Source organism: Mesorhizobium sp. B2-3-12 (assembly GCF_006442205.1).
Lineage (GTDB): Bacteria > Pseudomonadota > Alphaproteobacteria > Rhizobiales > Rhizobiaceae > Mesorhizobium.
The window spans coordinates 1-24,743 of sequence record NZ_VFVR01000007.1 but is presented as its reverse complement, the minus strand read 5'-3'; the positions used below and the strand labels follow the sequence as shown (position 1 = coordinate 24,743).

At 61.0% G+C, this 24,743-nt stretch carries 20 protein-coding genes; 10 read left to right on the top strand and 10 right to left on the bottom strand.

The features are described from left to right. Positions 1–45: 45 nt before the first annotated feature. Positions 46–783 carry a hypothetical protein gene (locus FJ948_RS19895; protein ID WP_140707371.1) on the bottom strand — a complete coding sequence of 246 codons (738 nt, stop codon included), beginning with the start codon at positions 781–783 and terminating at the stop codon, positions 46–48. Between the two features lie 131 nt (positions 784–914). Between FJ948_RS19895 and FJ948_RS19890 the strand changes: the two genes are divergently transcribed. Further along, entirely contained in the window at positions 915–2,438 is a 1,524-nt protein-coding gene (locus FJ948_RS19890) for a caspase family protein (RefSeq protein WP_246677562.1), read from the top strand. Between the two features lie 371 nt (positions 2,439–2,809). Here the strand turns inward: FJ948_RS19890 and FJ948_RS19885 are convergent, their stop codons facing one another. From FJ948_RS19885 to FJ948_RS19870, 4 genes are all read right to left on the bottom strand, one after another. Next, complete coding sequence (locus tag FJ948_RS19885) at positions 2,810–3,781, bottom strand: NAD-dependent epimerase/dehydratase family protein (protein WP_140707369.1); 972 nt, start codon at positions 3,779–3,781, stop codon at positions 2,810–2,812. Positions 3,782–3,850: 69 nt separating this feature from the next. Next, positions 3,851–4,954 (bottom strand): DegT/DnrJ/EryC1/StrS family aminotransferase, encoded by a 1,104-nt coding sequence (locus FJ948_RS19880; RefSeq protein ID WP_140707850.1) that lies wholly within the window; start codon positions 4,952–4,954, stop codon positions 3,851–3,853. A 1-nt stretch (position 4,955) separates the two neighbouring features. Continuing rightward, positions 4,956–5,981, bottom strand: a complete 1,026-nt coding sequence (locus FJ948_RS19875; RefSeq protein ID WP_140707367.1) for a Gfo/Idh/MocA family oxidoreductase — start codon at positions 5,979–5,981, stop codon at positions 4,956–4,958. A gap of 288 nt (positions 5,982–6,269) precedes the next feature. After that, positions 6,270–6,755, bottom strand: a complete 486-nt coding sequence (locus FJ948_RS19870; RefSeq protein WP_140707365.1) for an acyltransferase — start codon at positions 6,753–6,755, stop codon at positions 6,270–6,272. Between the two features lie 237 nt (positions 6,756–6,992). Between FJ948_RS19870 and FJ948_RS19865 the strand changes: the two genes are divergently transcribed. The 4 genes from FJ948_RS19865 (at position 6,993) to FJ948_RS19850 (ending at position 11,717) form a co-directional block, all read left to right on the top strand. Then, positions 6,993–8,564 (top strand): glycosyltransferase family 4 protein, encoded by a 1,572-nt coding sequence (locus tag FJ948_RS19865; protein ID WP_140707363.1) that lies wholly within the window; start codon positions 6,993–6,995, stop codon positions 8,562–8,564. A 406-nt stretch (positions 8,565–8,970) separates the two neighbouring features. Continuing rightward, a complete protein-coding gene (locus tag FJ948_RS19860; protein ID WP_140707361.1) occupies positions 8,971–9,702 on the top strand; it encodes a polysaccharide deacetylase family protein in 732 nt (243 codons plus the stop codon). Then, complete coding sequence (locus FJ948_RS19855; protein WP_181173736.1) at positions 9,699–10,670, top strand: glycosyltransferase family 2 protein; 972 nt, start codon at positions 9,699–9,701, stop codon at positions 10,668–10,670. The genes FJ948_RS19860 and FJ948_RS19855 overlap by 4 nt, the downstream gene beginning before the upstream one ends. A gap of 6 nt (positions 10,671–10,676) precedes the next feature. Further along, positions 10,677–11,717, top strand: a complete 1,041-nt coding sequence (locus FJ948_RS19850; protein WP_140707357.1) for a glycosyltransferase family 2 protein — start codon at positions 10,677–10,679, stop codon at positions 11,715–11,717. Here the strand turns inward: FJ948_RS19850 and FJ948_RS19845 are convergent. Beyond that, positions 11,648–12,736 (bottom strand): acyltransferase, encoded by a 1,089-nt coding sequence (locus FJ948_RS19845; RefSeq protein ID WP_140707355.1) that lies wholly within the window; start codon positions 12,734–12,736, stop codon positions 11,648–11,650. The two genes, FJ948_RS19850 and FJ948_RS19845, sit on opposite strands and share 70 nt — an antisense overlap. A 21-nt stretch (positions 12,737–12,757) precedes the next feature. After that, the gene (locus FJ948_RS19840; RefSeq protein WP_140707353.1) at positions 12,758–13,945 is read right to left on the bottom strand and encodes an acyltransferase; all 1,188 of its coding nucleotides are present in this window, start codon (positions 13,943–13,945) and stop codon (positions 12,758–12,760) included. 1,485 nt (positions 13,946–15,430) lie between these two features. Here FJ948_RS19840 and FJ948_RS19835 point away from each other — a divergent pair. From FJ948_RS19835 to FJ948_RS19825, 3 genes are all read left to right on the top strand, one after another. Next, positions 15,431–16,570 carry a DegT/DnrJ/EryC1/StrS family aminotransferase gene (locus FJ948_RS19835; protein ID WP_140707848.1) on the top strand — a complete coding sequence of 380 codons (1,140 nt, stop codon included), beginning with the start codon at positions 15,431–15,433 and terminating at the stop codon, positions 16,568–16,570. Between the two features lie 60 nt (positions 16,571–16,630). Further along, on the top strand, positions 16,631–18,175 hold the full coding sequence (locus FJ948_RS19830; RefSeq protein WP_140707351.1) for an oligosaccharide flippase family protein: 1,545 nt from the start codon (positions 16,631–16,633) through the stop codon (positions 18,173–18,175). A gap of 78 nt (positions 18,176–18,253) precedes the next feature. Continuing rightward, positions 18,254–19,306 carry a GNAT family N-acetyltransferase gene (locus tag FJ948_RS19825; RefSeq protein WP_140707349.1) on the top strand — a complete coding sequence of 351 codons (1,053 nt, stop codon included), beginning with the start codon at positions 18,254–18,256 and terminating at the stop codon, positions 19,304–19,306. An 807-nt stretch (positions 19,307–20,113) separates the two neighbouring features. Here the strand turns inward: FJ948_RS19825 and FJ948_RS30655 are convergent. Further along, positions 20,114–20,593, bottom strand: coding sequence for a hypothetical protein (locus FJ948_RS30655; RefSeq protein ID WP_246677561.1), 480 nt, complete (start codon positions 20,591–20,593; stop codon positions 20,114–20,116). A gap of 372 nt (positions 20,594–20,965) precedes the next feature. Next, on the bottom strand, positions 20,966–22,072 hold the full coding sequence (locus FJ948_RS19815; protein WP_224542884.1) for a glycosyltransferase: 1,107 nt from the start codon (positions 22,070–22,072) through the stop codon (positions 20,966–20,968). Between the two features lie 930 nt (positions 22,073–23,002). Here FJ948_RS19815 and FJ948_RS19810 point away from each other — a divergent pair. Next, complete coding sequence (locus FJ948_RS19810) at positions 23,003–23,389, top strand: hypothetical protein (protein ID WP_140707345.1); 387 nt, start codon at positions 23,003–23,005, stop codon at positions 23,387–23,389. A 59-nt stretch (positions 23,390–23,448) separates the two neighbouring features. Here the strand turns inward: FJ948_RS19810 and FJ948_RS30650 are convergent, their stop codons facing one another. Then, positions 23,449–23,691 (bottom strand): hypothetical protein, encoded by a 243-nt coding sequence (locus FJ948_RS30650; protein ID WP_246677560.1) that lies wholly within the window; start codon positions 23,689–23,691, stop codon positions 23,449–23,451. Positions 23,692–24,382: 691 nt separating this feature from the next. Between FJ948_RS30650 and FJ948_RS30645 the strand changes: the two genes are divergently transcribed. Next, positions 24,383–24,743: hypothetical protein (locus tag FJ948_RS30645; RefSeq protein WP_246677559.1), on the top strand; the 361-nt coding region annotated here is incomplete at its 3' end.

The window sequence follows — 24,743 nt, the reverse complement described above, 5'->3', positions numbered from 1 at the left end:
AATCGAAACTCGCATCGTACTGCCGACATTGCAGTAGATCATCGTTCAAGGAGAACTATATAGCTCTGAATAGGCTGCCGAAACGGTCAGATCGCCCGCATGAGCAACCTTGCGGTCAAAGCATGCCCATATTTCGCCGCCACACTGCTGCGCCCACCGGTGGCAGAACGAGAAATCGGTAGGCAAGTCTACATCGGGGGTCACGATCTTTGAAAACGGCGTTAGAAAGCTGTCGAACTGTGCGGTGTATTTGTTGTTTTTGTAGCGGGACCGGTTCACCGTTTCAGGCAGCTTCTCGATTATTTCGGTGACGCAGTCGCGGGAAACCAAAAAGACACCCGTGCCACACAGCGATACCCGGACGAAGCCTCTCATCTCCTGCCGAGGTTCGATGATGGTTCCGACGAACTCAAGGCTCCGTGCGAAGGCCTTTTCGAAGGGCAGTTTCGACAGCGAGTGAAGTTTGCGGAGATCGACCAAGCGCCGAGGGTACAAAGTGCCTACCACGGGCTTTTCAAGCGCTAGCATCGCGGCGATGAGATCAGGCGAAAAGCCCATGTCGCTGTCGATCATCAGGATGTGGCTGCAATCCGGTTTGTTGTAGTAGAAATTCGTCAGTAAATAGTTCCGGGAAAATGGGATATCCGTGTACTCGATTTCGGAGAGCGTGAAGGCGTAGCTGGACAGGCTCTTATGGGTCAGAGCCGCGAACAAGCTGCGGACGAACACGCTTTTGTAGGCTGCTCCATAAACCGGCAGCGCAAGGTTGATCTTGATCGGCATCTTGTCCTCCACAGTCCGGTGACTGACCCATACAAATCCCTTTCTCCTATCTTTGACACGATTCTTGATATAAAAATCTGCTTGCCTTTGAGGGTGCGGGTCCAGACGCCCGGGCAGCATTGCGTTGCGTCGTGGTGCGCTTTTTCGAAGGCTGCGAGATCAACATTGACGCAGGCCGGAACGAGCATGCTGACATGACCCATTGCCTCAGACCTCTGTTTCGCATCCCGCTCATTCTGCTTCTGGTGCTCCTTGGCTCGGCTGGAACTCGCGCCGCGGTCGAACAGAACCCGCCGCCGCAACCACGCAACCGGCTGGCGATCGTCATTGGCAATTCGAATTATCAAAGCCCCCGGCTTGAGCATCTCGCCAATGCGACAAACGATGCCATAAGGCTATCAGAGAGTTTGAAGCGGCTGAATTTCGAAGTCCTGACGGGAACCGATCTTTCGACCGAAGGCTTTGCCAAACTCCTGCAAGACGCTGATGCACGATCGCCCAGGGCCAGTGCCGTCTTGATCTTCTACGCCGGCCACGGCGTTCAATTGAATGGCGAAAACTACCTGCTCTCGGTCGACACGCCCGATCCTGACAACCTGGAAAAACTGACGGGCAGCGCCATCAAGCTTAATGATGTGATCGCACGGTTCGCGCGCCGCGATCGCCAAACATTCATATTCCTGGACGCGTGTCGCAACAACCCGCTCGGTTCCGGCGCCGGCGCGGGCAACGGTCTGGCGCAAGTTGAAGTCGGTGAAAACACATTCGTTGCCTTTGCCACTCAGCCTGGAAATGTTACAGCCGATGGCGGCGGCGAAAACAGCCCTTTCACCACTGCACTGCTGAAGAATGTCGAAATCCCTGGGCTCAGCATTTCGGACATGATGATCCGCGTGCGCAACGAGACTGAAGCGCTGACGGTCGGCCGTCAGGTGCCTTGGGATCAATCGAACCTGCGCGAACAGTTCTATTTCACGGAGCAACAGGTCCTCGATCCGCAACAGTTGAGCGCAAGCCTTTCACGCATCCTGGCAGACCCCACAGCAAAGAAGAGGTTGCAGGTCGAACTTGCCTCAAATGACCTGCAAACAGCCGTGGTCATCGTTGGACAGACGCTGCGGTCGGTTGAGATTCCGGCACCGTCTTCCAGTTTGGCGGAGCCGGTCGGCACTCAGGTCGCCAATCTGTCACCCACCGACAGGGTTGAAGACGCTCGCCAAAGTGTCGTCTCCGGTCTAGAAACCCTCATAGTCGGCGCATCGGCGGGCGTGGCGAACAAGGACAAGACGGCCGATCTTGCGCGCAACATTCAGACGGAACTTCGTCGCCTGGGCTGCTACCGGATGCAGATTGATGGGGATTGGGGCACGGGTTCCATTCGTGCTCTTACGGACTACTACAAGAACACAAAGCAGGTCGCAGCAACGTCCGAGCCGAGCGTCGGACTTCTCGGCGATCTCTTTCTGCGCTCAGGCAGAATCTGCAAGCAACCGGTCATCGTCAAGGCAAAGCCGGCTAAAATTGCGTCGGATGCGGCCCCTTCGCGAAACACCTCCGGCAGTATGAAAGCGAAGCGCTCGCAGGCCGCGCCGAGGCGGCCCGCCGCTCCCCCACCAGACATTTCCGGGGGCATCGGCATTGGTGGTGTATTCTAGCTGCGGCCTTTTTCTCACGGGCGGTTGGCGGTAGACTTGAAGTTTAGGTCAACGCCGGCGAAGTTCGCCGTCGAAATACCTGCCGAAGTGGATCCCAAAAGTTAGCTATGCTGCCAGGCTGGTGTTTTCTATCACGGCCGAGCAGCCCATCCTCCATAGGGGTTCCAAACTATGCGCTGGACCCTAGTCGGGAAAGGCACGTTTCCCATGGTAGTCTGTTTAGTCACCGACAGGGAGGATGGCGGCCACCCGTGGCGGCAAGAAGCCTATGGCGTTCTCTGGCTCGCAGAATTTGGATCGGGGGCAAACTCGGCGTCGCGCGCGCTGGGCCTGTGCGGCGCCTAACAGAAAAGCTTCTGTCAAGCGGGCCGTCAGGTCACCTGCTCGCGATTGGCGCGCCACCATTCGACAAGGCGGGTAAGGCCCTCGTCCAGATCGATGGTCGTCTTGAAGCCCAGCATCCTCTCTGCCTTGTCGGTGTCGGCCAGACGTCGCGAGACGGGGTTCACCTTGCGCTCGGGCCCGTATTCCGGCTGGAGGTTGGAGCCCGTCACGCGCAGGAGTGAGGCGGCCAGGTCGTTGAGGCTGGTCTCCACGCCGCTCGCGACGTTGAATACGTCATCTTCCACATCCGACAGCAGGGACAGGATGTTGGCTCGGGCGACGTCCTCGATGTAGACGAAATCCATGGTGGTGGATCCATCGCCGAGGATCAGTGGCGGCTGGCGGGCGTCGATGCGGTCCATCCAGCGTATCAAAACCTCGGTATACTTTCCGTGCAGGTCCATGCGGGGGCCGTAAACGTTAAAATAGCGCAGCGCGACGTAGGGCAGGCCGTACATGTCATTGAACGAGCGCAGCAGGCCCTCCAGCATGACCTTGCTGGCGCCGTACCAAGTGCGATTGTTGTAGGGGTGGTGGCTCTCTGCGGTCGGGAAGAGGTCGGCCAGTCCGTATACCGAGGCCGAGGAGGCTGCGCAGATCTTCTTCACGCCCTTTGCCTGGGCGGCCTCGATGACGTTGTAGCTGCCCTCGCACATGACGCCGAGCGCTTCGCGAGGCTCGGCGGCGCAGGCGATAACCCTCAGGGTTGCCATGTGGATGACGGCATCCATTCCGTCGGTGGCCTTGTGGACGGCCGCCGCGTCGCGAATGTCGCCTTCGACGAGTTCGACGCGCGGATCTTGAAGGGCGTCCTTGACATTTTGCAGGCTGCCGCGGACCAGATTGTCAAGGATAACGATCTTCTCGGGCGCGTGCTCCTTCAGCAGCAGGTCGATGGTCGTCGAGCCGATCAGACCGCAGCCGCCGGTCACGAGGATGCGAGAGCCTTCAAGTTTCATCGTATTTCCCTGTCATCGGTTTGGAGGCGACTTGGCAGGCCTGATTGCGGTCGAGCGGACACCCGCTCGTCAGACGCTTGCTTGCAATTCTTTGACCGCGGCCACGACCACGTCCTGCTGCTGCTCCGTAAACTCCGGGAACATGGGTAGCGACAGAACCTCGGCGGCGGCCTTTTCGGCATGCTGGAACTGGCCCTGCTTGTAGCCGAGGTCCGCGTAGGCGGGCAGCAGGTGCACCGGAATGGGATAGTGGATGCCCGACTGGATCCCCTGATCGTCCAGCGCCTGCTGCCAGCCCGTGCGGTTGGGCGTGCGGACGGCGTAGATGTGGTAGACGTGGCGGACATTCTCGCGCACGAAGGGGGTCGGTAGCCCGGTGCCGGCGAACATGGCGTCATAGCGGGCGGCCGTGGCGCGGCGCTGCTCGGTCCACCGTTCCAAATACTTGAGCTTCACGCGCAGGACGGCGCCCTGAAGGCCTTCCAGTCGGTAGTTATAGCCCTTGACTTCGTGGTGGTACTTCCGCTCGGCGCCCCAGTCGCGCAGCATGCGAACGGCGCGGTTGTAGTCCGCGTTGTCGGTCGTCAGCATCCCACCTTCGCCATAAGCGCCGAGGTTCTTGCCTGGGTAGAAGCTGAAAGCCGCCATATCGCCGATGGCGCCGACACGCTTGCCCTTGTATTCCGCGCCGTGCGCCTGGCAGGCGTCTTCCAGCACCATCAGGCCGTGCTTGCGTGCGATGACCATGATCGGGTCCATGTCGGCCGGCTGGCCGTAGAGGTGGATCGGGATGATCGCCTTGGTCGCTGGCGTGACCGCGGCCTCGATCTCGGCCGGGTCGATTGTGTAAGTCGAAGGATCGATATCGACGAACACGGGGATCGCACCTGTGTAGTAGATGGCCGCCACCGTCGCCACGAAGGTGAAGGGGGAGGTGATCACCTCGTCGCCCGGGCCAATCCCGGCGGCCAGCAGGCCCAGGTGTAAGGCGCTGGTGCCGGTGTTGACGCCGACGCCGAAGGCCGCTTGCGAGTAGGCGGCGAATTCCTTCTCGAATTCAGCGACGTCGGCGCCCAGGATGAACTGACAGTTCTCCAGGGTGTGCTGGATGGCGGCATCTACCTCACACTTGATCGAGGCGTACTGGGTTTTCAGATCGACGAACGGAATCATATTATGCAGCGTCTTTGCGTCGCAGGTGAACGGTTTCGCCACGCCCGCGCATGGAACTGGTGGCGGCTTCGATGATCTCGACCACGCGCAGGCCGAGCTTGCCATCGGCGGTCGGAACCTTCTTTTCGATGATGCAGTCGATCCACTCCTGGCCGGCGATGCGCAGGGCCTCGGTGGAGTCGAGCTTGGGCGCCCACATATCGCCCGTCCGGTAACCGACGCGCATCTCGTGGATCTTGGCGGGGTCGTCGGTGAAGGACACGCCCTTGTCGTAAACCTTGACCTTCTCGGAGGGCTCCAGATCGTCGTAGGTAATCATTTTGTTGGAGCCGCCGACCAGGATGTTGCGCACCTTCACCGGCGCCAGCCAACTCACGTTGATGTGCGCCATCATGCCTGAGTCATAAAACAGCGAGATGTAGGCCAGGTTTTCCGGGGTGCCGGGGAAATGGTTGATGCCGCTCGCCGAAACCGCGTTCGGATGCTCTTCGAACAGACGGTCGATGATCGCGAAGTCGTGGACCGCCAGGTCGGAGACGACGTTGACGTCCTTCTGGAAGAGGCCCAGGTTCACCCGAGTGGCATCGTAATAATAAATCTGGCCCAGGTCGCCAGCGGTGACGATCTCGCGCATCTTCCGCACTGCACCGGTATAGATGAAGGTGTGGTCGACAATCAGGGTCAATCCGCGTTTATCGGCCTCGTTGACCAGCATCCTGGCCTGTAGCGAGGTTTCGGTCATGGGCTTTTCGAGCCAGAGATGCTTGCCGGCCTTTAGCGCCGACATGCCCAGTTCGAAGTGGCTGTTTACCGGCGTCGCCACCGCGATGGCGTCGATCTCGGGATCACGGAACAAGGCCTGGACGTCCCTGGTGGTCTGGACACCCGGATAACGGCGCTCCACCAACTCGCGCTTCTTGGAATCCAGGTCGGCGACTATGCGGACCCGGGCATCGGGAAGCTCCATGAAGTTGCGCAAGAGGTTAGGCCCCCAATAGCCGTAACCGATGATACCGATATTGATCATTTGACCTACCCTTCACTCCACCCCGCCCGCCGGAGTCTTGGAGGCCCGTTGGAGCTTGTCGTCGGTGAAGGAGGCCGCCAATTGACCGTCCAATGCCGTGCCATCTCGACCTCTTCAACTCGTACTTTGAAGCGGCAAAGCCGTGCGGTCACCATGGCCGTTGGGTCATCAAGACCTAACCAGCATCATCCAGCCAGGCGAGGGCGGGCGCTGGAAGTACCTCAAACGATCTCTCCAAATCCCCCAAAGATCGCAATTCGGCGTACAGAAACCCTGCCGACAGGGAAGTCAGGCAGGCTTTGCGGTCCTTACGTCTCCGACCACGCGGGCTGGAACCCCGGTGGCGATGGCGAAGGCGGGGATGTCACGGGTGACGACAGCGCCGGCGCCGATCAGTGCTCGCTCTCCGATGGTCACGCCCGGGGTGATGGTGACGTTGGAGCCGATGGAGGCGCCCTTCTTGACCAGGGTCGGCTCGACCTTCCAGTCGGCTTCACTCTGGGCGCTCCCGTCCAGGTTGGTGGCTTGGGGAAGGCGATCGTTGGTGAACATCACCCCGTGCCCGATGAAGACCTCGTCCTCTATCGTCACGCCCTCGCAGATGAAGGTGTGCGAGGATATCTTGCAGCGCTCGCCGACGTAGGAATTCTTCTGAATCTCGACGAAAGCGCCGATGCGCGAGCCATTACCGACCTCGCAGCCGTATAGGTTCACCAGATTGGGGTGGTGGACGACGACCTCGCCCCGCAGCACCGCACTGTCCGAAATCGGCATCGCTTTCCCCCTGGAGCTGTGTGTCTCGTGCCATCGCCTGCAAATCGGACGCGAGCCTTGGCGCGACGAAAAACCGGATTGGCAGCATCGGTGACCATTTTTATGTAACCTGCCTTGTCGCTTGGCAAGCCTTGGCCAGTGGGTATAACAAGTTTTCGGGCAGGCTGCGACCTTGGGGTAAGGATGCCGGAGACGATGCGATCTGAAACCGTACCCTGCGAGCCAGAGGTGGCGCGTATGCGTCACAACTACGAAGACTTTCAAAGCCTTCGGCGTGAGGCTGAGCGCTGTCTGGAAGCTGACGACCTCAACTCCGCAGCGGCCTATGTAGAGGCGGCCGTCACGCTTGCACGCAAGCGGCACTGCGGCTTTTATCGATCGGAGCCGCTTGAGCACGTATTGATCGAGATCGCGCGACGGGCACTTGCCGCGAAGGCCGAAGCTGCGCGACCGGCGCGGACGCAGATCAGCCGCGTGCTGCATGTGGCCACCGTTCTGAACGAGGTCGGCGGCTTGACGCGGATGATGCGCCGCTGGATCGCCGCCGACGAGGCGCGCCATCACTCTCTGGCTCTGTTGCGCCATCCCGGCGAGCCGCCGCACTCGGTGCGCGAGGCCGTGGAGGCTCGTGGCGGACACATCCATATGATTAGCGCGACGCGCGGCGGATCGGTAGAATGGGCCCGCGCGCTCCGCAAGTTGTCGCTCGATTTCGACCTGGTCGTCCTGCACGTCAGCAACGAGGACCCGACACCGGGCATAGCCTTTGCCGACGAGCGCAACCGACCTCCCGTGGTGCTGGTCAACCATGCCGACCACGCCTTCTGGCTCGGGCTCTCCGTCTGTGACCTCGTCGCCAGTTCGCGCGTGTCGGGCGAGCGGCTGGTGCTGGAACGGCGCGGGATCCCGGCGGAGCGTCACGCCGTCCTGCCGATCCAGATTGATCCGCCGGTACGCAGGCACAGCCGGGCCCAGGCGCGGCAGAGGCTTGGCCTTCCGGCCGGCGGACCGCTTCTGGTGTCCGTGGCCCGCGGCGTGAAATACCGCACGATGGGCGGAGTTTCGTTCGCCGACATGCATGTCGAGGCGCTCCTGGCCCGCCCGGATGCGGGGTTGTTGGTCGTAGGGCCGGGGGAGCCGGCCGACTGGCAAGAGGCCATAGCGGCAACTGGCGGGCGGATCATGGGGCGGCCAGAGACGCCCGATCCGTCGCTCGCCTTCGAGGCGGCGGACATCTACCTTGACTCCTACCCCTTTGTATCGATTACCTCGATGCTGGAAGCCGGCGGGGTGGGCGCCCCCTGCGTGACGCTGTTTCCCTATCCGCCGGACGCGAACGTCATGAGCACCGATATGCCCGGGCTGGCGCCAACCATTGGCTTCGCCACCTCGATGGCGGACTACAACCGCATCCTGGCGGACTGGCTCGCTGATCCAGAGGCCCTGCGCCAGCGGGGCGAAGAGACGGCGTCCAACGTGAAGCGGCTGCATACCGCGCCCAATTGGCTCGAAAGCCTGGAGACGCTTTACGCGAAGGCCCTGGCCGTACCGCCAGTCACGCCGCTTCGGGAGCAGGGTGCGCCCGCGGAGGAGGAATTCTATGGCGGTTATCCCGACATCCTGCTCAATGGGGTGTTCGGCGAGTTCGACAGCGTCGAGGCGATCCTGAAACGGTCTGTGCGCCTGATGTCGCTGCCGGAACGGCTACGGGTATGGCGGCGCCTAGCGCGGACCAAGACCTTTGACGGACCCTGGGACGCGATCCGAAACCTGCTGCCGGAATGGCTGCCCCGGTTGGTGGCCGGCTAAGGAGCGGCAGTCAGTCGTGAGCCTTCAACAGCATGGTTTGCCGGCCGGCACCTCGTCGGCCCGCGTATGCGACGCCTGGACAAACCGTAGTTTACACTTTTGATTTAGCTGCCTGACCAAAATGTATCGAAGATACGCTTTTTGACTCTGGTCTGTGCAAGGTCTGCGTCTGCTACGCTCGGTGAGCAAAACAGTTTTCGAGCCTGTCAGAGCCTTGCTCTTTCCTCCTGATGAAGGGCGCCGTTCGACAAATTGGGTCTTTGGCGCCTCGCGTTCGCCAGAAGCCGCTATCGACATTGATAAACGAACAGAGGGCGAAGTGGGTATGCTTGGGCCAGCGCCGAGGTTTCTGAAGCGCGCTGTGCGCGCGTTCGGTGTCGAAAGGCGACATCTGGTCGGCCCACGCATGGTCATCGAACGTGAAGGTTTGTCCGTCCTAGGCCGACGCGTCCCCCGTTCAGGGGGCCGGATCCTGGCCTACCACTCGGTCGGTCAGCCGTTGATGGAACATAACGACGTGCCGCCGAAGCTGTTCCGTCGCCAGTTGGAGTGGGCCGCCGCGCAGGGCTACCGGTTCGTCCCAGCCTCGCAGATCGCGCGGACGGGGGGCGACCCAATGGATCTCGCCATCACTTTCGATGACGGGCTGCGCAGCGTGATGACCATGGCCGCGCCGATCCTGAAAGAACTCGCGATACCGTGGAGCCTCTTCGTGGTCACCGACTGGAGCGAAGGTGGCTCGCCCTGGACGACCAACGAGGTTTTGGGCTGGCGCGATCTGGAGCGCCTCGTCGCCGACGGCGCCGAAATCGGCAGTCACTCCGCGACCCATCCAGATTTTGGACAGCTGGACGGCTCCGCCGCGCGCGAGGAATTGGAGCGCTCGCGCGCTGTGATCGAGGCCAGGCTCGGCTTTGCGCCGACGTCGTTCGCAATCCCGCTCGGCCAGTCGGCCAACTGGACGGCGGTTGCCATGCGGGAGGCCAAGGCAGCCGGCTATGATCTGGTCTACGCCCAGGCCGAGGAGACGCGTTCGGCCGGTACCATCGCGCGGACCTTCATCACGCGCTTCGACAACATCCGTGTATTTTCGGCGGCTCTATCGGGCGTCTTCGATCGATGGGAGGAGTGGGGGTGAATAATGGGCGCATCGTTTCGGTAATCGTCCCTACCCGCGACCGTCCGCAGTTCCTGGACCCGGCATTGGCGAGCATCCGCGCGCTGGAAGGCCCGGACCTGAGGTTCGAGATTCTGGTTGGCGACAACGGCTCCAACCACGACGCCACGGCCGCGGTAACGAAGGCCCACGGCGCGCAGCACCTCGTCGTGTCGACTGCTGGAGCCGGCGCCGCGCGTAACGCGGCGATGCGGGCGGCCACGGGCGAGTTCCTGGCCTTCCTGGACGACGACGACGTCTGGACCGAGCAACATGTTCGGTCGCACTTGCAAATCTTTGACCGCCACCCGGAGGTCGAGGCGGTGTTCGGTCAGGTCGTGATGACCGATCCTGATCTGCGACCCATAGCGGCCCCGATCCCCCATGATATCCGCCCTGACGGCGACCATCTGAAGATGATGCTCGACGGCTATTTCCCGCAGATCGGCGCAACGATGGCGCGTATCGGGGTACGCGACGCCTACGGTTATTTTGACGAGACACTGCTGGCAGACCAGGACTGGGACTGGCAATTGCGAGTAACCGGTGGAGGGCATATGGAGCATGTGGCCGTGCCTTGCGTCTTGTTCCGACAGCGCCCGTCGGGATCTTACGATGCCTTGGTCCTGAGCCGGATCCCCTATACGCGCAAGGTATTCATGCGGCACGCCATGCCGGTCTGGCGCAAGTGGCGCTCGCCGAAAGAGTGGCTGCATTCGTACTTCGCCACGCTATTGGGATTCTACACCTATTTCGCCGATGCGGCGGTAGAGCGGGCGGCCAAGGGGGATGCCAAGGGTGTGCGATTCGCAGTGCGTCATGCGCTACTGGTATTTCCGTTCCGGGCGGCAAGGCAGCTCGTGACGCCGACGCCGTTGCGAGCGGCGTTCTTCTGGTCGATCGGCCTGGGAGCACGCCCACCGGCCGCCCAGGACGCGGCGTTGGACTGAAAGGGCATGGGATTTATGGACCGGATTGCCATGCAGGACGCCAACGACGCGCCAAAGACCAGCGCCGGTGCCCCGGTCATCAGCATCGTCATCGCTACGCACAACCGCAGCCACGACGTCCTGGAGAACGTCAGTGCCCTGCTGCCGCAGTGCGTGGGCCAGCCGGTGGAGGTCATCGTCATCGACAGCGCCTCGGCGCCGGCGCATGCCGAGGTGCTGGAGGACCTAAAGGGTCGCGAGGGAGTGAGCCTTATCCGGCTCGACACGCCAGGCGTTGCCCGGGCCCGCAACGCGGGCTTCGAGGCCGGTAGGGGCGAATGGATTGCGCTGCTGGACGACGACGCTGTGCCGCGCCTCGGCTGGGTAGAGGGCGCGATCACCTGCGCGGCGCGCTGTGATGCCGAGACCGCCATCCTGGCTGGGCGGGTGATCCCGCGCTGGCCCGACAACGCCGCCAGCCTTGAAATGCCGCCGAGCAAGCTCGGGCCGCGGGCGCGCTTGTTGTTGTCGGTGGTCGATGAGGACGGCTTCGTGGACACGACCGATCATCCCATCGGCGTCGGGGCCAACATGTTGTTCCGCCGCAGCGTGTTAGAAGCGCATGGCGGGTTCGACGTCACGACGGGTCGCGTCGGCTCGAACCTGGCAAGCGGGGAAGAGGCTCAGATGATGACGGACCTGATTGGAGCCGGCCATCGCTGCTGGTACTCGGACGCCTTTGTGGTAGACCACAAGGTCCATGCAGGCCGTCTTACGCGCGCATGGCTCACGGAGCGCGCTCGCAAGGAAGGCGAGGTGGAACTGAGGGGCTTGAAAACCCGGAGCCAAAGAATCGCGCGCGCGATCAAGATGCTCATCGCCACCCCGCCATTGGCCGTGCTCCAGATCCGCGACGGACCCGAACGCGAATATTATCTTCGCCTGAACCACAATCTTGGCCTGCTGCGAAAGCTGCTCGGGCCGGCAATCTGGGGGGCTCAGGCAGCCGCCGGCGCGGCTTTCCGCGTCGGCCGATGGGCCCAAGCCATGATTGGTCGTTCAAAGTAACGCCAGGAGGCGGTCGCCAGGCTTATGGTCAACACAAGCTCGATAGGAGCCGAGATCCAATCCGGCGCTTCGAACACGACGCCGAACTTCCGGGCCGCTGCCTCAACGGTGTAGAAATGAATGAACTCGTGGAAAACATAACAGCCATAGCTGATGCGCCCCAGGTTGCGCAGGGGCCAAGTCTCCAAAATGGCGACGAAACGGGTGCCCTGGTTCCCTGCGATCTGGAGGACCAGAAGCGCGGCTGTAGCCGAGACTGCCGGCGCATAGACGCGCCAGACGATCTCGTCCTTCAGGACAGTGAGGGGCACGACGAGAAGGATAAGCGCCGCGATGGCCTGGGCCGGCGTGGAAACCAGCCATGCCGGCACCCGCTTGTCGAGGTTTAGTCCTACCAGACCGCCCAGGGCGAGATAACCAAAGCCGGTCATGGGATTGAGGCCGATGACCTTGGCCGACACTCCAGCCCATTCGAGGCCCGCCTGGGTGAGGAGCCCCAGAACCACGAATGCAACGCAGATATGTCCAGCGGCCTTGCTGTGGGTGAACAGAAGCAAGGGTGCAAACACCAGATAGAATTGCTCTTCGATCGCCAGCGTCCAGAAGTGGTTGAAATGGCCCACCCAGTGGCCGGTCGTGAACACATAGATGTTCGTGGCGTAGAGCAGCATGGCCAGGCGCGCGCCGCCATCGAAGCCATCGAAATGGACGACCAGCGACGCGAGCAGGAAGAAGCCGATCATCGCGTAGTAGACGGGGAATATCCTGGCTGAACGCCGAAGGTAGAAGCGCCCCAGGCCTGCTAGCCTCGTCACCTCGCCCGCCTCGACCGCAACCCGCGACCGAGCCAGGATACGCGTGATCAAGAGGCCGCTGAGCGCGAAGAAGAGCATTACCCCGTCGCCCCCGAGGGATCCATATGTCCCTTGATGGAACTTGTGGCTTATGAATACGAAAATGAAGGCGATCGCGCGCAGGCCATCAAAACCCCTGATGCGGCGTTCGTCGTCGAGTCGCATCGGCCGGAGCTCCGCCAGCCTCTATCGCGTGGCCGCTTGCCGGCCCGGGGACAAGGCGGCGACCGCGCTGCTGGCCTCGGCGCCCTCGCGCGCGGTCAATCTGGCCCCCAGCCGCAGGAGCGGCCGTTCGAAGAAATGCCAGGAGAGCGTCGCCAGCGCGACAGTGATGCAAAGCTCCACGGCGAGTTGCACGACAGCCGGCCCGTCGATGTTCAGGTGCAGCCTATGGAACACCGCTTGGACCTCGTAGAAATGGACGAACTGGTGCAGGATGTAGAAGGCATAGCTCACCCGGCCGAGCGAGCGCAGAGGCCACAGGTTGAGGAAAGCCACGACTGGAGTGTGCTGGTTGCGGGCGATCTGGAACAGGAACAGGCCAGCAACCGTGCAGGTCAGCGGTCCCCAGACGTTCCATGTGTCGCGGTAATATCCGAACACCAGCGGGATCGCGATCAGCGTCAGGCCGGCCGCCGCCTGGGCTTGCGCACTCACCAGCCAATCGCGCGGTTTGAGGTTTTTCAAGGAGGCGACAAAGCCGCCGACACCGAGCATGCCGAAAGCGATCAGTGGATCGACGTGGATGGCGTTCGGGTGGGTCTTCACAGACACTAGCCAAGCCAGCATGGCCGCGCCAGCGAGCATAAAGCCGACGCAAATCCGAAGCAGGTATTTGCGCGGGGAGAACAGGAGGATCGGCGCGAAGAGCAGGTAGAACTGTTCTTCCGCCGAGAGCGACCAGAGGTGACCGAAATGGCCGTGGTCCCCAGTCGGCGTCATCGCTATATAGATGTTGGTACCATAGAGGGCGTAGATCGTCGCTTCCATGCGCGAGAATCCAACGAATGAGGTGAACAGCGAAGCCAGCGCGAAAACACCCAAACACGCATAGTAGAGCGGGAAAATGCGCAAGCTGCGGCGCAGATAGAAATCGCCCATCGAGCGCCACCTCGACTGGGTCCCCGCTTCGACCTTTCCGCGCATTTCCGACAGGATTGAGGTGATGAGCATGCCGCTGAGCACCAGAAAAAGCCAGACGCCGACGGAGCCATAGGAGTCGTGGTGGGGCAGGGTCGTCTTGTGGCTGATGAAGACCATCAGCACCGCGATCGCGCGCACGCCATCAAAGCCGGCGATGCGGTCTTCCGCGGGCCGCACAATGGTGCGGGACGCCTGGCCAGCGGAAATCGTACCCTGATAAGTCGTTGCCATAGGTAAATACTCGAGCCGATGCTCCGCAACCGAGCCATGCCTCCCGCTGGGGCGGTCGGTCTTTCCCGTTTATAAACGCTTAACTGTCCGTCACATCAATTCGACCAGAAGGCGTAGCCTCTGAGCGCGATTGTCCAGGCCATCAAGCCAACTCGAGATCGATGGTCTTCCTCAGGCAGTGGATCCTGATCGGGCCGACCTGTTGAGCCCTTCTGGCAGCGGACGATACGCCGGGCGCGTGTCGTCCAGGAGGCTTAGGCGCGCAGTAGAGCTATCCGAACGGACGCCATAGCAAGTGAAGGGGCAAACGAAAGCCCGCTGACGTCATAGCGGCTGCGCGTAGTTCGGGTTCGTCGACTTTGCATTCCGTCCCACAATGGAACAACAGGGCGGCTGCCGCGTTGCCAGCGCCTGGCGCTCACGGCAACTGTGCCAAGTCGCAACCGACACCTGTTTAACGATGGATGCCGATAGTCGTTGAACCGGCGCCTTTTCGGAAACAATAACGGGTGGGTTTCAATGGCTGATTCAATCGCCATAGGTCCATGTAAGTCGGGCCGTGGGCGGTATCCGCATCTGCAGACGATTCACCGCGTAGCAGCGTTAAGGATGCGGACTTCTTCATCGGTCAGTATTATCTCGTAGCGTTGTTTTGAGTTCTTCGTGTAAATATCGTCTGCCGTTATGGAGATTATGATATCTCCGTTTTCGTTGGTTTGCACATTCGTGACCTGAATCGGCTCGCAAAATATGCATTTCGATAAACCTGCCCTCCGGCTTGGCTGAGTGTTTACCCGCATTTGGAATATCCTCATTGGTGCCTTAAGTAAGCGGGTTCAAGCAGTATTCGTGCCAGAGCCCCATGGGCTCGACCACGGCGCCCCTGTTGCTGGATCGCTCAGTATTAACGTTAACGGATACTTTTCAAGGCAGCGATGGTCTGGCGATAGCGGCGGACCGACACATTGGGCTTCCCCCCCGAAGTGTTGGGTCCGCCATTGCTGCCACTTGCAATGGGTGCCGAACGCCAGAGATCCAAGCCGCTCTGATGTCGAGCCCGCGGCGTCTTTATCTCTTTGTTTTGGGGAATCCAGAAGGACAACCCTTACACCTTTTGCTGGAGTTGCTACGCCTGTTGACGGCGCTTCCCACAGCTCTGCCTCGAGTTGATCAGGCCCGCCCTAGATCCTTCTCCGGGCGGTAGGCCGTCGTACCCCGCGGTCAGGCGTGCTCATGCCTGGCCCGTAGTCCGGAACGACGCGTCCTTATTGTTCCTGCGTTCCGCACAACAGATTTAAGCGGAGCTGTCACCTCGGCCAGAACGGTATCCTATCGGCGGTGACCTCACCTTATTCACTGACCCAATTCGCCGGCCGTCCTTACCGTATCCAACAATAGGAGAAGGTGAGCGACCCGCTTTATCGTGATACGACGACTGCAATTTCTCACGCCGAGAGACAACTTCGTTCAGCTGAGGACGCCGACATGATTCCGATCATCAAGCCCACGATGGATGGAGCCGAGGCCGAGGCGGCGCGCCGCGTCATCCTGTCCGGCTGGGTCACTCAAGGCCCCGAGGTCGCGGCCTTCGAGACGGAGTTCGCCTCCTTCACCGGCGCGCCGCACGCTGCGGCCGTTTCGAACTGCACCACGGCCCTGCATCTGGCCCTGCTGGCGGCCGGGGTGAAGCCCGGCCATGAGGTGGTCACGGTTAGCCATTCCTACATCGCCACCGCCAATTCGATTGCTTATTGCGGCGCGATCCCGGTCTTTGTCGACGTCGATCCGGCCACTTACAACATCGACCCGGCCCTGATCGAGCAGGCGCTTTCGGCCAAGACCACGGCAATATTGGTCGTCCACCAGATGGGCTTGCCCTGCGACATGGCCGCGGTGGTCGAGATCGCCAAGGCCAAGGGCTTGCCCGTGATCGAGGACGCGGCCTGCGCCAGCGGCAGCGAGATCTTCTGGAATGGACGGTGGGAGAAGGTTGGCAAAGTGCACGGCGACGTGGCCTGCTTCTCCTTCCACCCACGCAAGATCATGAGCACCGGCGACGGTGGTATGTTGACCACCAAGCACGCTGACTGGGCAGCCAAATTCAAGCTGTTGCGCCAGCACGGAATGAGCGTGCCCGACACCGTCCGCCACGGCTCGGCCCAGGTGATCTTCGAGACCCACCCAGTGCTCGGCTTCAATTACCGCATGACCGACATCCAGGCCGCTGTGGGCCGCGAGCAACTCAAGCGCCTGCCCGGCATCGTGGTCCGCCGCCGCGCGCTGGCCGCACGCTACGTCGAATTGCTCGGCGAGGCGCAATGGCTGGGCCTGGTGCGCGAACCGTCCTACGTGCGCACCAACTGGCAGAGCTTCTGCGTCCGTTTGCCGGAGTCCGCCGACCAGCGCACCGTCATGCAGGCGATGCTGGATGCCGGTATCGCCACACGACGCGGTATCATGTGTGCCCACCGCGAGGACGTCTATTCCTCCCAATCGCTGCGTATGTCCCTGCCTGAGTCGGAGGCAGCCCAGGATCATGCCATCGTCCTTCCACTTTATCCCCAGATGACCGACGAGGATCAACAGAAGGTCGCCTCGACCCTGATCGAGGCCACACGGCATTAAGGACACGATATGCTGGCGATCCTGCATCGAGCCCGTCTCATCGAAAGTGAGCGATAGGAAATGGCGAACGTTCGGCGCGCGGTGGTCGCGGTCTATTTCGAGAAGTACGCCACCCTCATCCTCAACTTCGCGACGCTCTACGTCTCGTCGCGGCTTTTGACTCCCAACGACATCGGTGCTGCCTTCCTTGGCGCCAGCATCCTCGCGCTCGCCGAGGGCCTTCGTGACTTCGGCGTGACCAACTACATCGTCAACGCCGAAAAGCTTTCGAAGGAGGAAATACGCACCTCCTTCACCATGATGCTGGTAGTGGCCATCGTCCTTACAACCGTCTTCGTCGCGACAGCGCGCTTCTACGCCGACTTCGCGCACGAGCCGCGTCTGGAGAACTTTGTTCGCACGGTTGCCTTCGGGTATCTGTTCTCCAGCATCGGGTCACCGATCGTGGCTCTGCTTCGCCGCGACCTGAAGTTCTGGAGCATCGCGGCCATCAATTTGGGGTCGGCGCTGGTCGGTAACATCACCACCACCGCCCTGGTGATGATGGGTGTCGGCTACATGAGCTTCGCCTGGGGCTCGCTCAGCTATCCACTCTCCACCTTCGTCTTCGCCATCCTCATACGACCGGACCTGTCCATCTTCCGGATCGAGTTCACCAAATGGCGCGACATACTGGCGTTCGGCGGCTTCAACACCGTTACCGGTCTCCTGACCGGGCTCGGCGAGGTCATCCCGACCTTCATGCTGGGGCGCGCCAGCGGCGCTACCGATGTCGGCCTCTACAGCCGAGGCCAGCAGGTCACGGAGATGCCCAGCCGCCTGGTCATATCGGCGATCTCGGCGGTGGCCCTGCCGGGGTTCGCCGCCCTTGCGCGCACGGGGCGTCCCCTCAAGGGTCCCTATCTCAGAGCCGCCGCCAGTCTGACGGCGTTCCACTGGCCGGGCCTGGCGATGGTCATCCTCTTCGCCTATCCCCTGGTGCACACCATATTGGGACCGCAATGGTACAGTTCTATCCCGCTGGTGCAGGTGATGGCGGCGGCCACAATGCTCTACTTCCCCGTCCCGCTGATGTTCCCGGCCTTGGTGGCTGCCGGCGGGATCCGCGAGACGGCCAAGGCCTGGATCATCTCCCTGCCAATCACCAGCTTGATCATGATCCTGGCGGCCCAGCATGGCCCCTTTGCCCTGGCGCTCTCGATCTTCGCCACCACGCCGATCCAGGTGGGGGTCGGCCTTTGGTTCCTGATGCGTCGGCTGGAATTGAGCGTAGGCGAGTATCTGTGGGCTCTGGTGCCCAGCGCCGCCGCCACCTTGGTCACGGCGCTGGGCCCGCTCGTCGTCATCGGGCTGAATGGCTTCGACATGAACTTATCGGTCGTGCAGGCGGTTCTGGGTGGCGGGCTTGGCGCAGTGTTCTGGTTCCTGGCGATGGGTTGGACCCGTCATCCCTTCGCCGCCGAACTGGTTTTTCTTCTGAGCAAGGCCCAGGTCTTGTTGCCTGGGCGCCTGCACTTCTCCTTAGTCCTGATCCGGCACTTCCTGGGCGAGGAAGCCGAACAGGGAAGGGCGGCCGCACCGGGCCCCGCGGTCAGGGAAACCTGATCGCGGGTCAGGTCCACAAGAGTAAATCGCGCCCGCTACAATTTTGGCGCACAATGGGACGGAACACGGAAATCGAGAATGAGCCACTCTGACGCCATAGATTCCGCCCGAGCGAACCACGCCGGCTCGGGTTTGAAGTGTGCGCTGGGCCATGTCGCGGCGCCCGCCGTGATCTCCATTGCTCGCGCCGTCACTCGCTTTACCACGCGCGGCGTTCACATCGCCTGGTTCGACGCCTGGAACTCGACCCTCGACCAGGCCCTGGGCGCCCTGCCGGCCATTCCTGGCTGCGACCGCGACGTTTATCGCGAGCTCACCCGGCCCACGAGCGCCCGCAAGCGCCACGCTCTGGCGGAGGAGGATGGAAAGCCGACCGCGCTCGTCTCCCTGCGTCGCCGCCGCCGATACTGGGAGCCCGTGACCTATCAAGCGCTTTCCGGCGTGATCGCGCCAGCGTCCTCTCCCGCCGCGCTTGGTCGGGCGCTGCACGCTTTGGGCGTCGAGGTGCGGGTCGAGGCGGGGCTCGACAAGAGCGTCGTGGACCTCCATCCGCGGTCCTACTGGTCCCCTGACAACTACAGCATCGATCTGCGGAGCGACTATGAGGCGCGCTGGAGCCGCAATCACCGTAAAAATGTGCGCAAGGCCCGCCAGCGCTGCGACGAATTCATGCGGCTTCGCATCGACGACGAGAGCGACCTGGAATGGTGCTGCGACCAATGGGGCCGCATGTGGGAAGGCAACGAAGCCGAGGAGACCGTAGCTGCCGCCGACCGCCTGCGGTTCTGGCGCGCCTTCATTAAGCGGCAGACCGCTAACAGCCCAATTCAGTTCCACACCTTACATCTGCTCGACGGCGACCGGCGCACGGCTGGCGTCGTCCTGATGTGTCAGGACGGCGTAGTACTCGGCCAATGCATTGTCCGTGACCCCGAATACGACCACCTTTGGGTCGGTATCCGCATAATGGAGGCCGCGGTCCAATGGGCAGCAAGCGCTGGATATCGCCGTTTCGATCTCGGCTCCGGACAAGACTACAAGCAGAGTTGGGGTGAGCCGGTGGCCGGTCGTTATGGTGCGATCTTTCGTCCGCGTGCGGTCAGCGCCCTCTATCGCTTCGGACTTCTGTGACTTCGCTGCGTGAATACATTTTTGTTCAGTAGGGCGGCGACTTTTGCCGATTGAGCACACCAGCTCGAACGCTGCAGGACCGCGACGACCGACCCACCGCAATGATCGCCCAGACGAGAAGCACGCACTTCATCGCTGAAGCACAAAGCCGGGGAAAACGGCTGTGGGACCTGTTAGTTCCAAGAAGCTAATATTAGCATTGCTTCCAGCCGGCAACGCCACCCACGGAGCCGGTCAGGCCCGACGGTCAGACAAATTGTACCCCAACAGGCTGTCGGGCCGCTTGCGAGACTTTCTTACCTGAACGGCGCGCGGCCCGGCGCCAGCGGGGTTGGGGCTAGCGGCGCCGGGCCTGACCGGCAGGATCCTGAAATTGCGCGCCGGCGACGTCGATATATATGCTATTGATTATATGAGGAGAATTCATCCAAACGAATAACGAAGGCGTAGAAGGGTGCAGCGTGATTGGCACCTGGCGTACCCGACTCGGAAGTTTGGGCATAAAGACAACATTCCCAGATGACCGGACCGACGGCGCTGTATGCCCTACCTCCTAGGCGTGCCCCCCAACAGCTCGCCCAAGCGGAGCGGCAAATGCGGAGAGGTTCGCAGTTCCGCGCAACTCTCTTTCCATCGCTGCAGATATTCACCAAGTGGAACTCCACTACGGCCAGGCCAACGGTTGAGCGCGCCAATTGCCTCAACACAATCCGGAACCCGATCGTATTCAGCGAGGATTGTCAGGCTCATCGCCTGCGCAAACGGATTAAGAGCGGGAATTTCGATCTTACTGCGGTGGTTGGCGAACTAAGTCGTGGCATCACGGGTGAGGCCTTGGCTCTCGGCGAGTCCCGCATAGCGGTGAAGAATGTTCTGACGATATTTGGCGATGGCATCGCCGAAGGCGTTGTCACCGGCGAACGGCGGAATGTCTTTCCAACCAGTCGCCAGGGGCCGAAGCCCGCGCAACGAGAATGCTTCGACCATGGCTTCCTCGAGCCATTGGCAAGGTGCCGCTGGCTTGGCGTTGGCTTGCCAACTGTTGGCGAGCACATGGCCGAGTTCATGGCCAAATTGATAGGCAAGCTTTGACCAGTCGCGTTCGCCGATGTCGACGATGACCCATGCCATATCGCTCTGGTCTGCTTGTAGCCAAATAGCGGGAGGGCCGGATGTATGCTCTTCGATACGCAGGCGGGTCGGCTGGCGGTCCGAGACGAGTCGGACGCCGTCCAGGCATGCTTGCCGCATCCTTTCGATGACCTGCGCGGCCGCTCCCTCCAACATGCGGCCCCAGTTCCCTGCGAGTTCGATAGGCGCGGTCCGCAGGTGAGAGGGGAGACTGGGGGGCAAGACCATGTGGGCCCTTTCCCAACGGCTCGAATGTGTCGACGCTACCGGGACCACGGAGCTGGCACCTGACCATGCTAGCAAACCTAAGAAATCCCGTCGGCGCAATTTCGGATCCAGACGCTCTAACCTTTACCTTCTGTTTTGGGCCCAACGAATTTCGGCACGCCTACCCTGTCCTCCTGCCGCCATCTGAGAGCAGGCTTTTGGCCATTCCATGAAAAAGTAGGTTGCTCGGAAGCGGCCACAGGGGACAACGGTGGGCGAGGCGATCTTCTCCGAAGGTATGCAAAAGAGTCTTCTACGACTTCATGATTGGGATGCGGATGCGAGTTTATCGGCGGCGAATCGCGCATTGGCCACCACTCGCTTTAGCATGTCCCTTGGCACTTTGTCCGACGCCAACAACGTCAGGCAAGCATCGAGCGACTTCCGATATGCGCCGGCCCAATATGCGTTGACCGAGAACTCATCGAGCAACCCGTAGTCGTAGACCCAAGGCTGAACGAAAAGGCCCGCGGGCCTATCGACGCCTAGGCCGCGTTGCGCATACTCCTGTCCTTCCGCGTAGTGGCCGAGGTTGCGGCAGTAGCGGCTCGCCGCGTGCAACGCCTCCGTGCGAGCGGGTACCGTCTGGGTCGCGCGCTCGTAAACAGCGATGACTTCTTTGAAAGAGCGATCCAGAGCCGCCATCAGATTGCCTGCCTCGAGAAGGCTAACATAGACCTCTTCGTTCCAAAACTCCTGGTCGGCGCGCTTCAAATATTGCTCCAGCGCCTTCTGCCGTTCGCCGCAATCCCTGTAGCTTTGCGCTAGGTAGAATGTGTAGCGCGATCTCAGGAATGGGTCGGCTTCGGTTGCAAGCGCAATCTCCAAGACCGCCGCGTCATCCTGGTATTTCCGTGGATTCTGGCTGCGGGCTCCTCCGCGTCCCGTCGCGATGCGAAGTCCTTCGGCGTTCTGCCGTGTGATGGGATCGGCCGGGGCCTCGAGATATTCATGCAGAACAGCTTTGAACGAGAAAGGCAGTCGGTTGCGACAAATCTGAGGGCGATAGAACGAAATGTCACCATGAAACACTTCGACGTCGTACAGGTCGTGCTCCATCCGTGACTTGAATGCGATCGGATCGAAAGCCGGATCCATGATCAGGACATCGTCGGCATCTATGATCATTGCATAGTGAACCGCTTCGACGTCGCGCAGTCGCTCGAGCGCGAAGTTGCGATTGTATGCGAAGTTCCGCCAAGGCTCGTCGATGACGGTTCCCTGAAGGCTGTGCTTGGCGAGGAAACTTCGGATGAGCTCCTGTGTGCCGTCCTCGGAACCCGTGTCTACGATGAGCACGTAGTCAACGAGGGGAAGCGCGCTGGTGAGGCAATTCAGGATAACCTTTGCCTCGTTCTTGACGATCATGCACAGGCCAATAGTGCTCACGCGGATTCCCCAGTGGGCGGTTGCGGGATTTTTGCGAAATTGCGGCGATTATGTCGGAACATGCCCTCGATCGCAGCACTAGCCAACATTCGTCCTGGCGTAAAAGGATACTTTCTTCGGAGGAGGCTGCTCTCACCCGTTAATCATCCGCATCAAACATAAGGCGTATACGACCCTATAGAGGTCTCATGCGAAAATATCTAAGCCACAGATTTGCATTGATTTTTCTTAACATGCAACCTACTCCCTGAGGTTGCCATACGTAAATCGGTCCATTTACAACCATGAATATTTCAAATTTACTCAATACTTATATAGCGGGAGAGGAGCCATTGGTCAGTCGAATGCTATCTGGCCATGGAAGTCTGCAAAGCTAAAAAGTATCGAGAGCAAGACTGCCTTGCGTTTGAGATGCGCAGCGTGGTGATGTGCACTAAGGTGCTGTGTCGGTTGAGCAGATCGACATTTCGCTGAGATTGATGCTTTCTTGCAAGTAGTCGTCTCCCTCGCAAGTTGTCGCTGAAAATTGCGACACAGGTGAAGGGGGCTGGCTGGGTGATACCGCGCACGACACAATGCGACCGCGATATGGGCTTCGGCCTCTGCGCCGCAGAATATCATCCGCACGTATTCGGCAAAACAAATCCCCGAGAGCTTGAGCGGCAAAGGCCCGTTCATACTTCCGTCGGACCATACAACGTTTCTTGGCCGTACATCGAGAATTGCCGCCGCGACGACGTCCACGGCACCGCCGGCCAGGGCAGAGCAGCGCCGCTCACCGGGCAGAGTGCCTGCGTCGTCGTGTTCCGCCTGCCTCGCAACCTGCAGGCACGTCAAACCTAGTCACTTGGTGCGTAGTCGCCTGGCCCCTTCAGCTCAAACCGCAATCCGAATCGACAGGATCTTGTCATGGCCTCCGCAGTGATTTTCGCCGATCCCGCAATGGCTGCCGCCCAAGGTGCGCCGAACGATGATCACATCATCCTCTCATGGCGACTATCGGCGAAACCCAACAAATATCTGATTATCGCGAACCTCGACGGCGCTAAGGCGACGATCGGGGAGTTTGTTGTCCCGAGGAGCCATTTTGCCGGCCGAATTCCTGTTCCGGTCAAGGCGCGTGGACCTTTCACCGTCGCCGATGGCGATGCCGCAATGATGGTCAATGGCAGGATCGCGCTCTTTTCGAAAACCAATCCCAATGCCGCCGCGACTTACGACGCGGCGACCTTGGAAATGCTGGGCGACGCCGGTTCCAAGGTGTCGGTCGTGACAAGATTCAAGGCGGGAGAATGACAATGGGCGGGAAACAGGGAAGGTCAGTTCCAATGATGAAGACCTCGGCGGAGAACCTCTTACGGACAAAAGAAATCGTCTTCATTGATATTGCGGTCACCGATATTCCAGTGCTCGTCGCGGGCATGCGGCCCGGCGTTCAACCGGTTCTTCTTAGCGGTGCTTTGCCAGCTTCTCAGGAGATCGCGCACGCGTTGCGCGGCCAAGACGGCCTGGATGCGATTCACATTGTCGTTCACGGCCGTCCTGGCAAACTCGACTTCGGCGCCGGATCGCTGTCGGTGTCCGATCTTGATCGGCACGGCGGCGATCTCGCTACTATCGGCGACGCGCTGGGGCCTGACGGCAGTCTCCTGCTGTGGAGCTGCCAGGCGGGCGAAGGCGCCCGCGGACGTGCTTTCGTGGATGCCCTTGCGCGTGTGACCGGCGCTCCAGTCGCGGCCGCATCGGGCTTGGTGGGTTCCGCGGCGAAAGGCGGAAGCTGGGAACTGGACGACGCTAGGGGCATGGCGCGCGTCCCGCTGACCAAGGCGGGCGTAACGAGTTATTCCGGCGTGATGGCATTGAATTACGTCACAGTAAAAATACCCGCAGACGCTGACAGCGGCGGGTTTTACTATATCGTATCACGTATAAATGGTCAGAGCGTCGTTATAGGTGAGTTTACGGTTAGTGAAAATCAAGGGACGGATTTCGCCACACAACTCTTTGTTCCCGTTAATTATACGGACTCTGAAACATTGCGCATTGAAACCGATACTGGATCAGGTATAGGCCCGAGTGGCTTCGATGACGACGGTGATGTTCAGATCTGGTCCACGTCGAATCCTTCGAGCAACATTACATTCAATCACGACGCTACTCTGTGGATAACTAGTACTGATGGCAGTAGTAATGACGGCGACCCCGTCCTTCTTACTGGTGGTGTGGGTGCGACCGGAGCGACAGGCGCGACCGGCTCTACTGGAGCGACCGGAGCGACAGGCGGAACAGGTGCGACCGGCTCTAACGGAGCGACCGGCGATACCGGAGCTGCCGGTGCGACTGGCGCAACGGGTGCGACCGGCGCTATGGGTGACACTGGAGCGACTGGTGATCCTGGTGCAACGGGTGCCACAGGTGACACCGGCGCTTCTGGTGCGACGGGCGATACCGGAGCTGCCGGTGCAACGGGCGATACCGGAGCTGCCGGTGCGACTGGCGCAACGGGTGCGACCGGCACTATGGGTGACACTGGAGCGACTGGTGATCCTGGTGCAACGGGTGCCACAGGCACTACTGGAGCTACGGGTGCCACAGGTGACACCGGCGCTTCTGGTGCGACGGGCGATACCGGAGCTGCCGGTGCGACGGG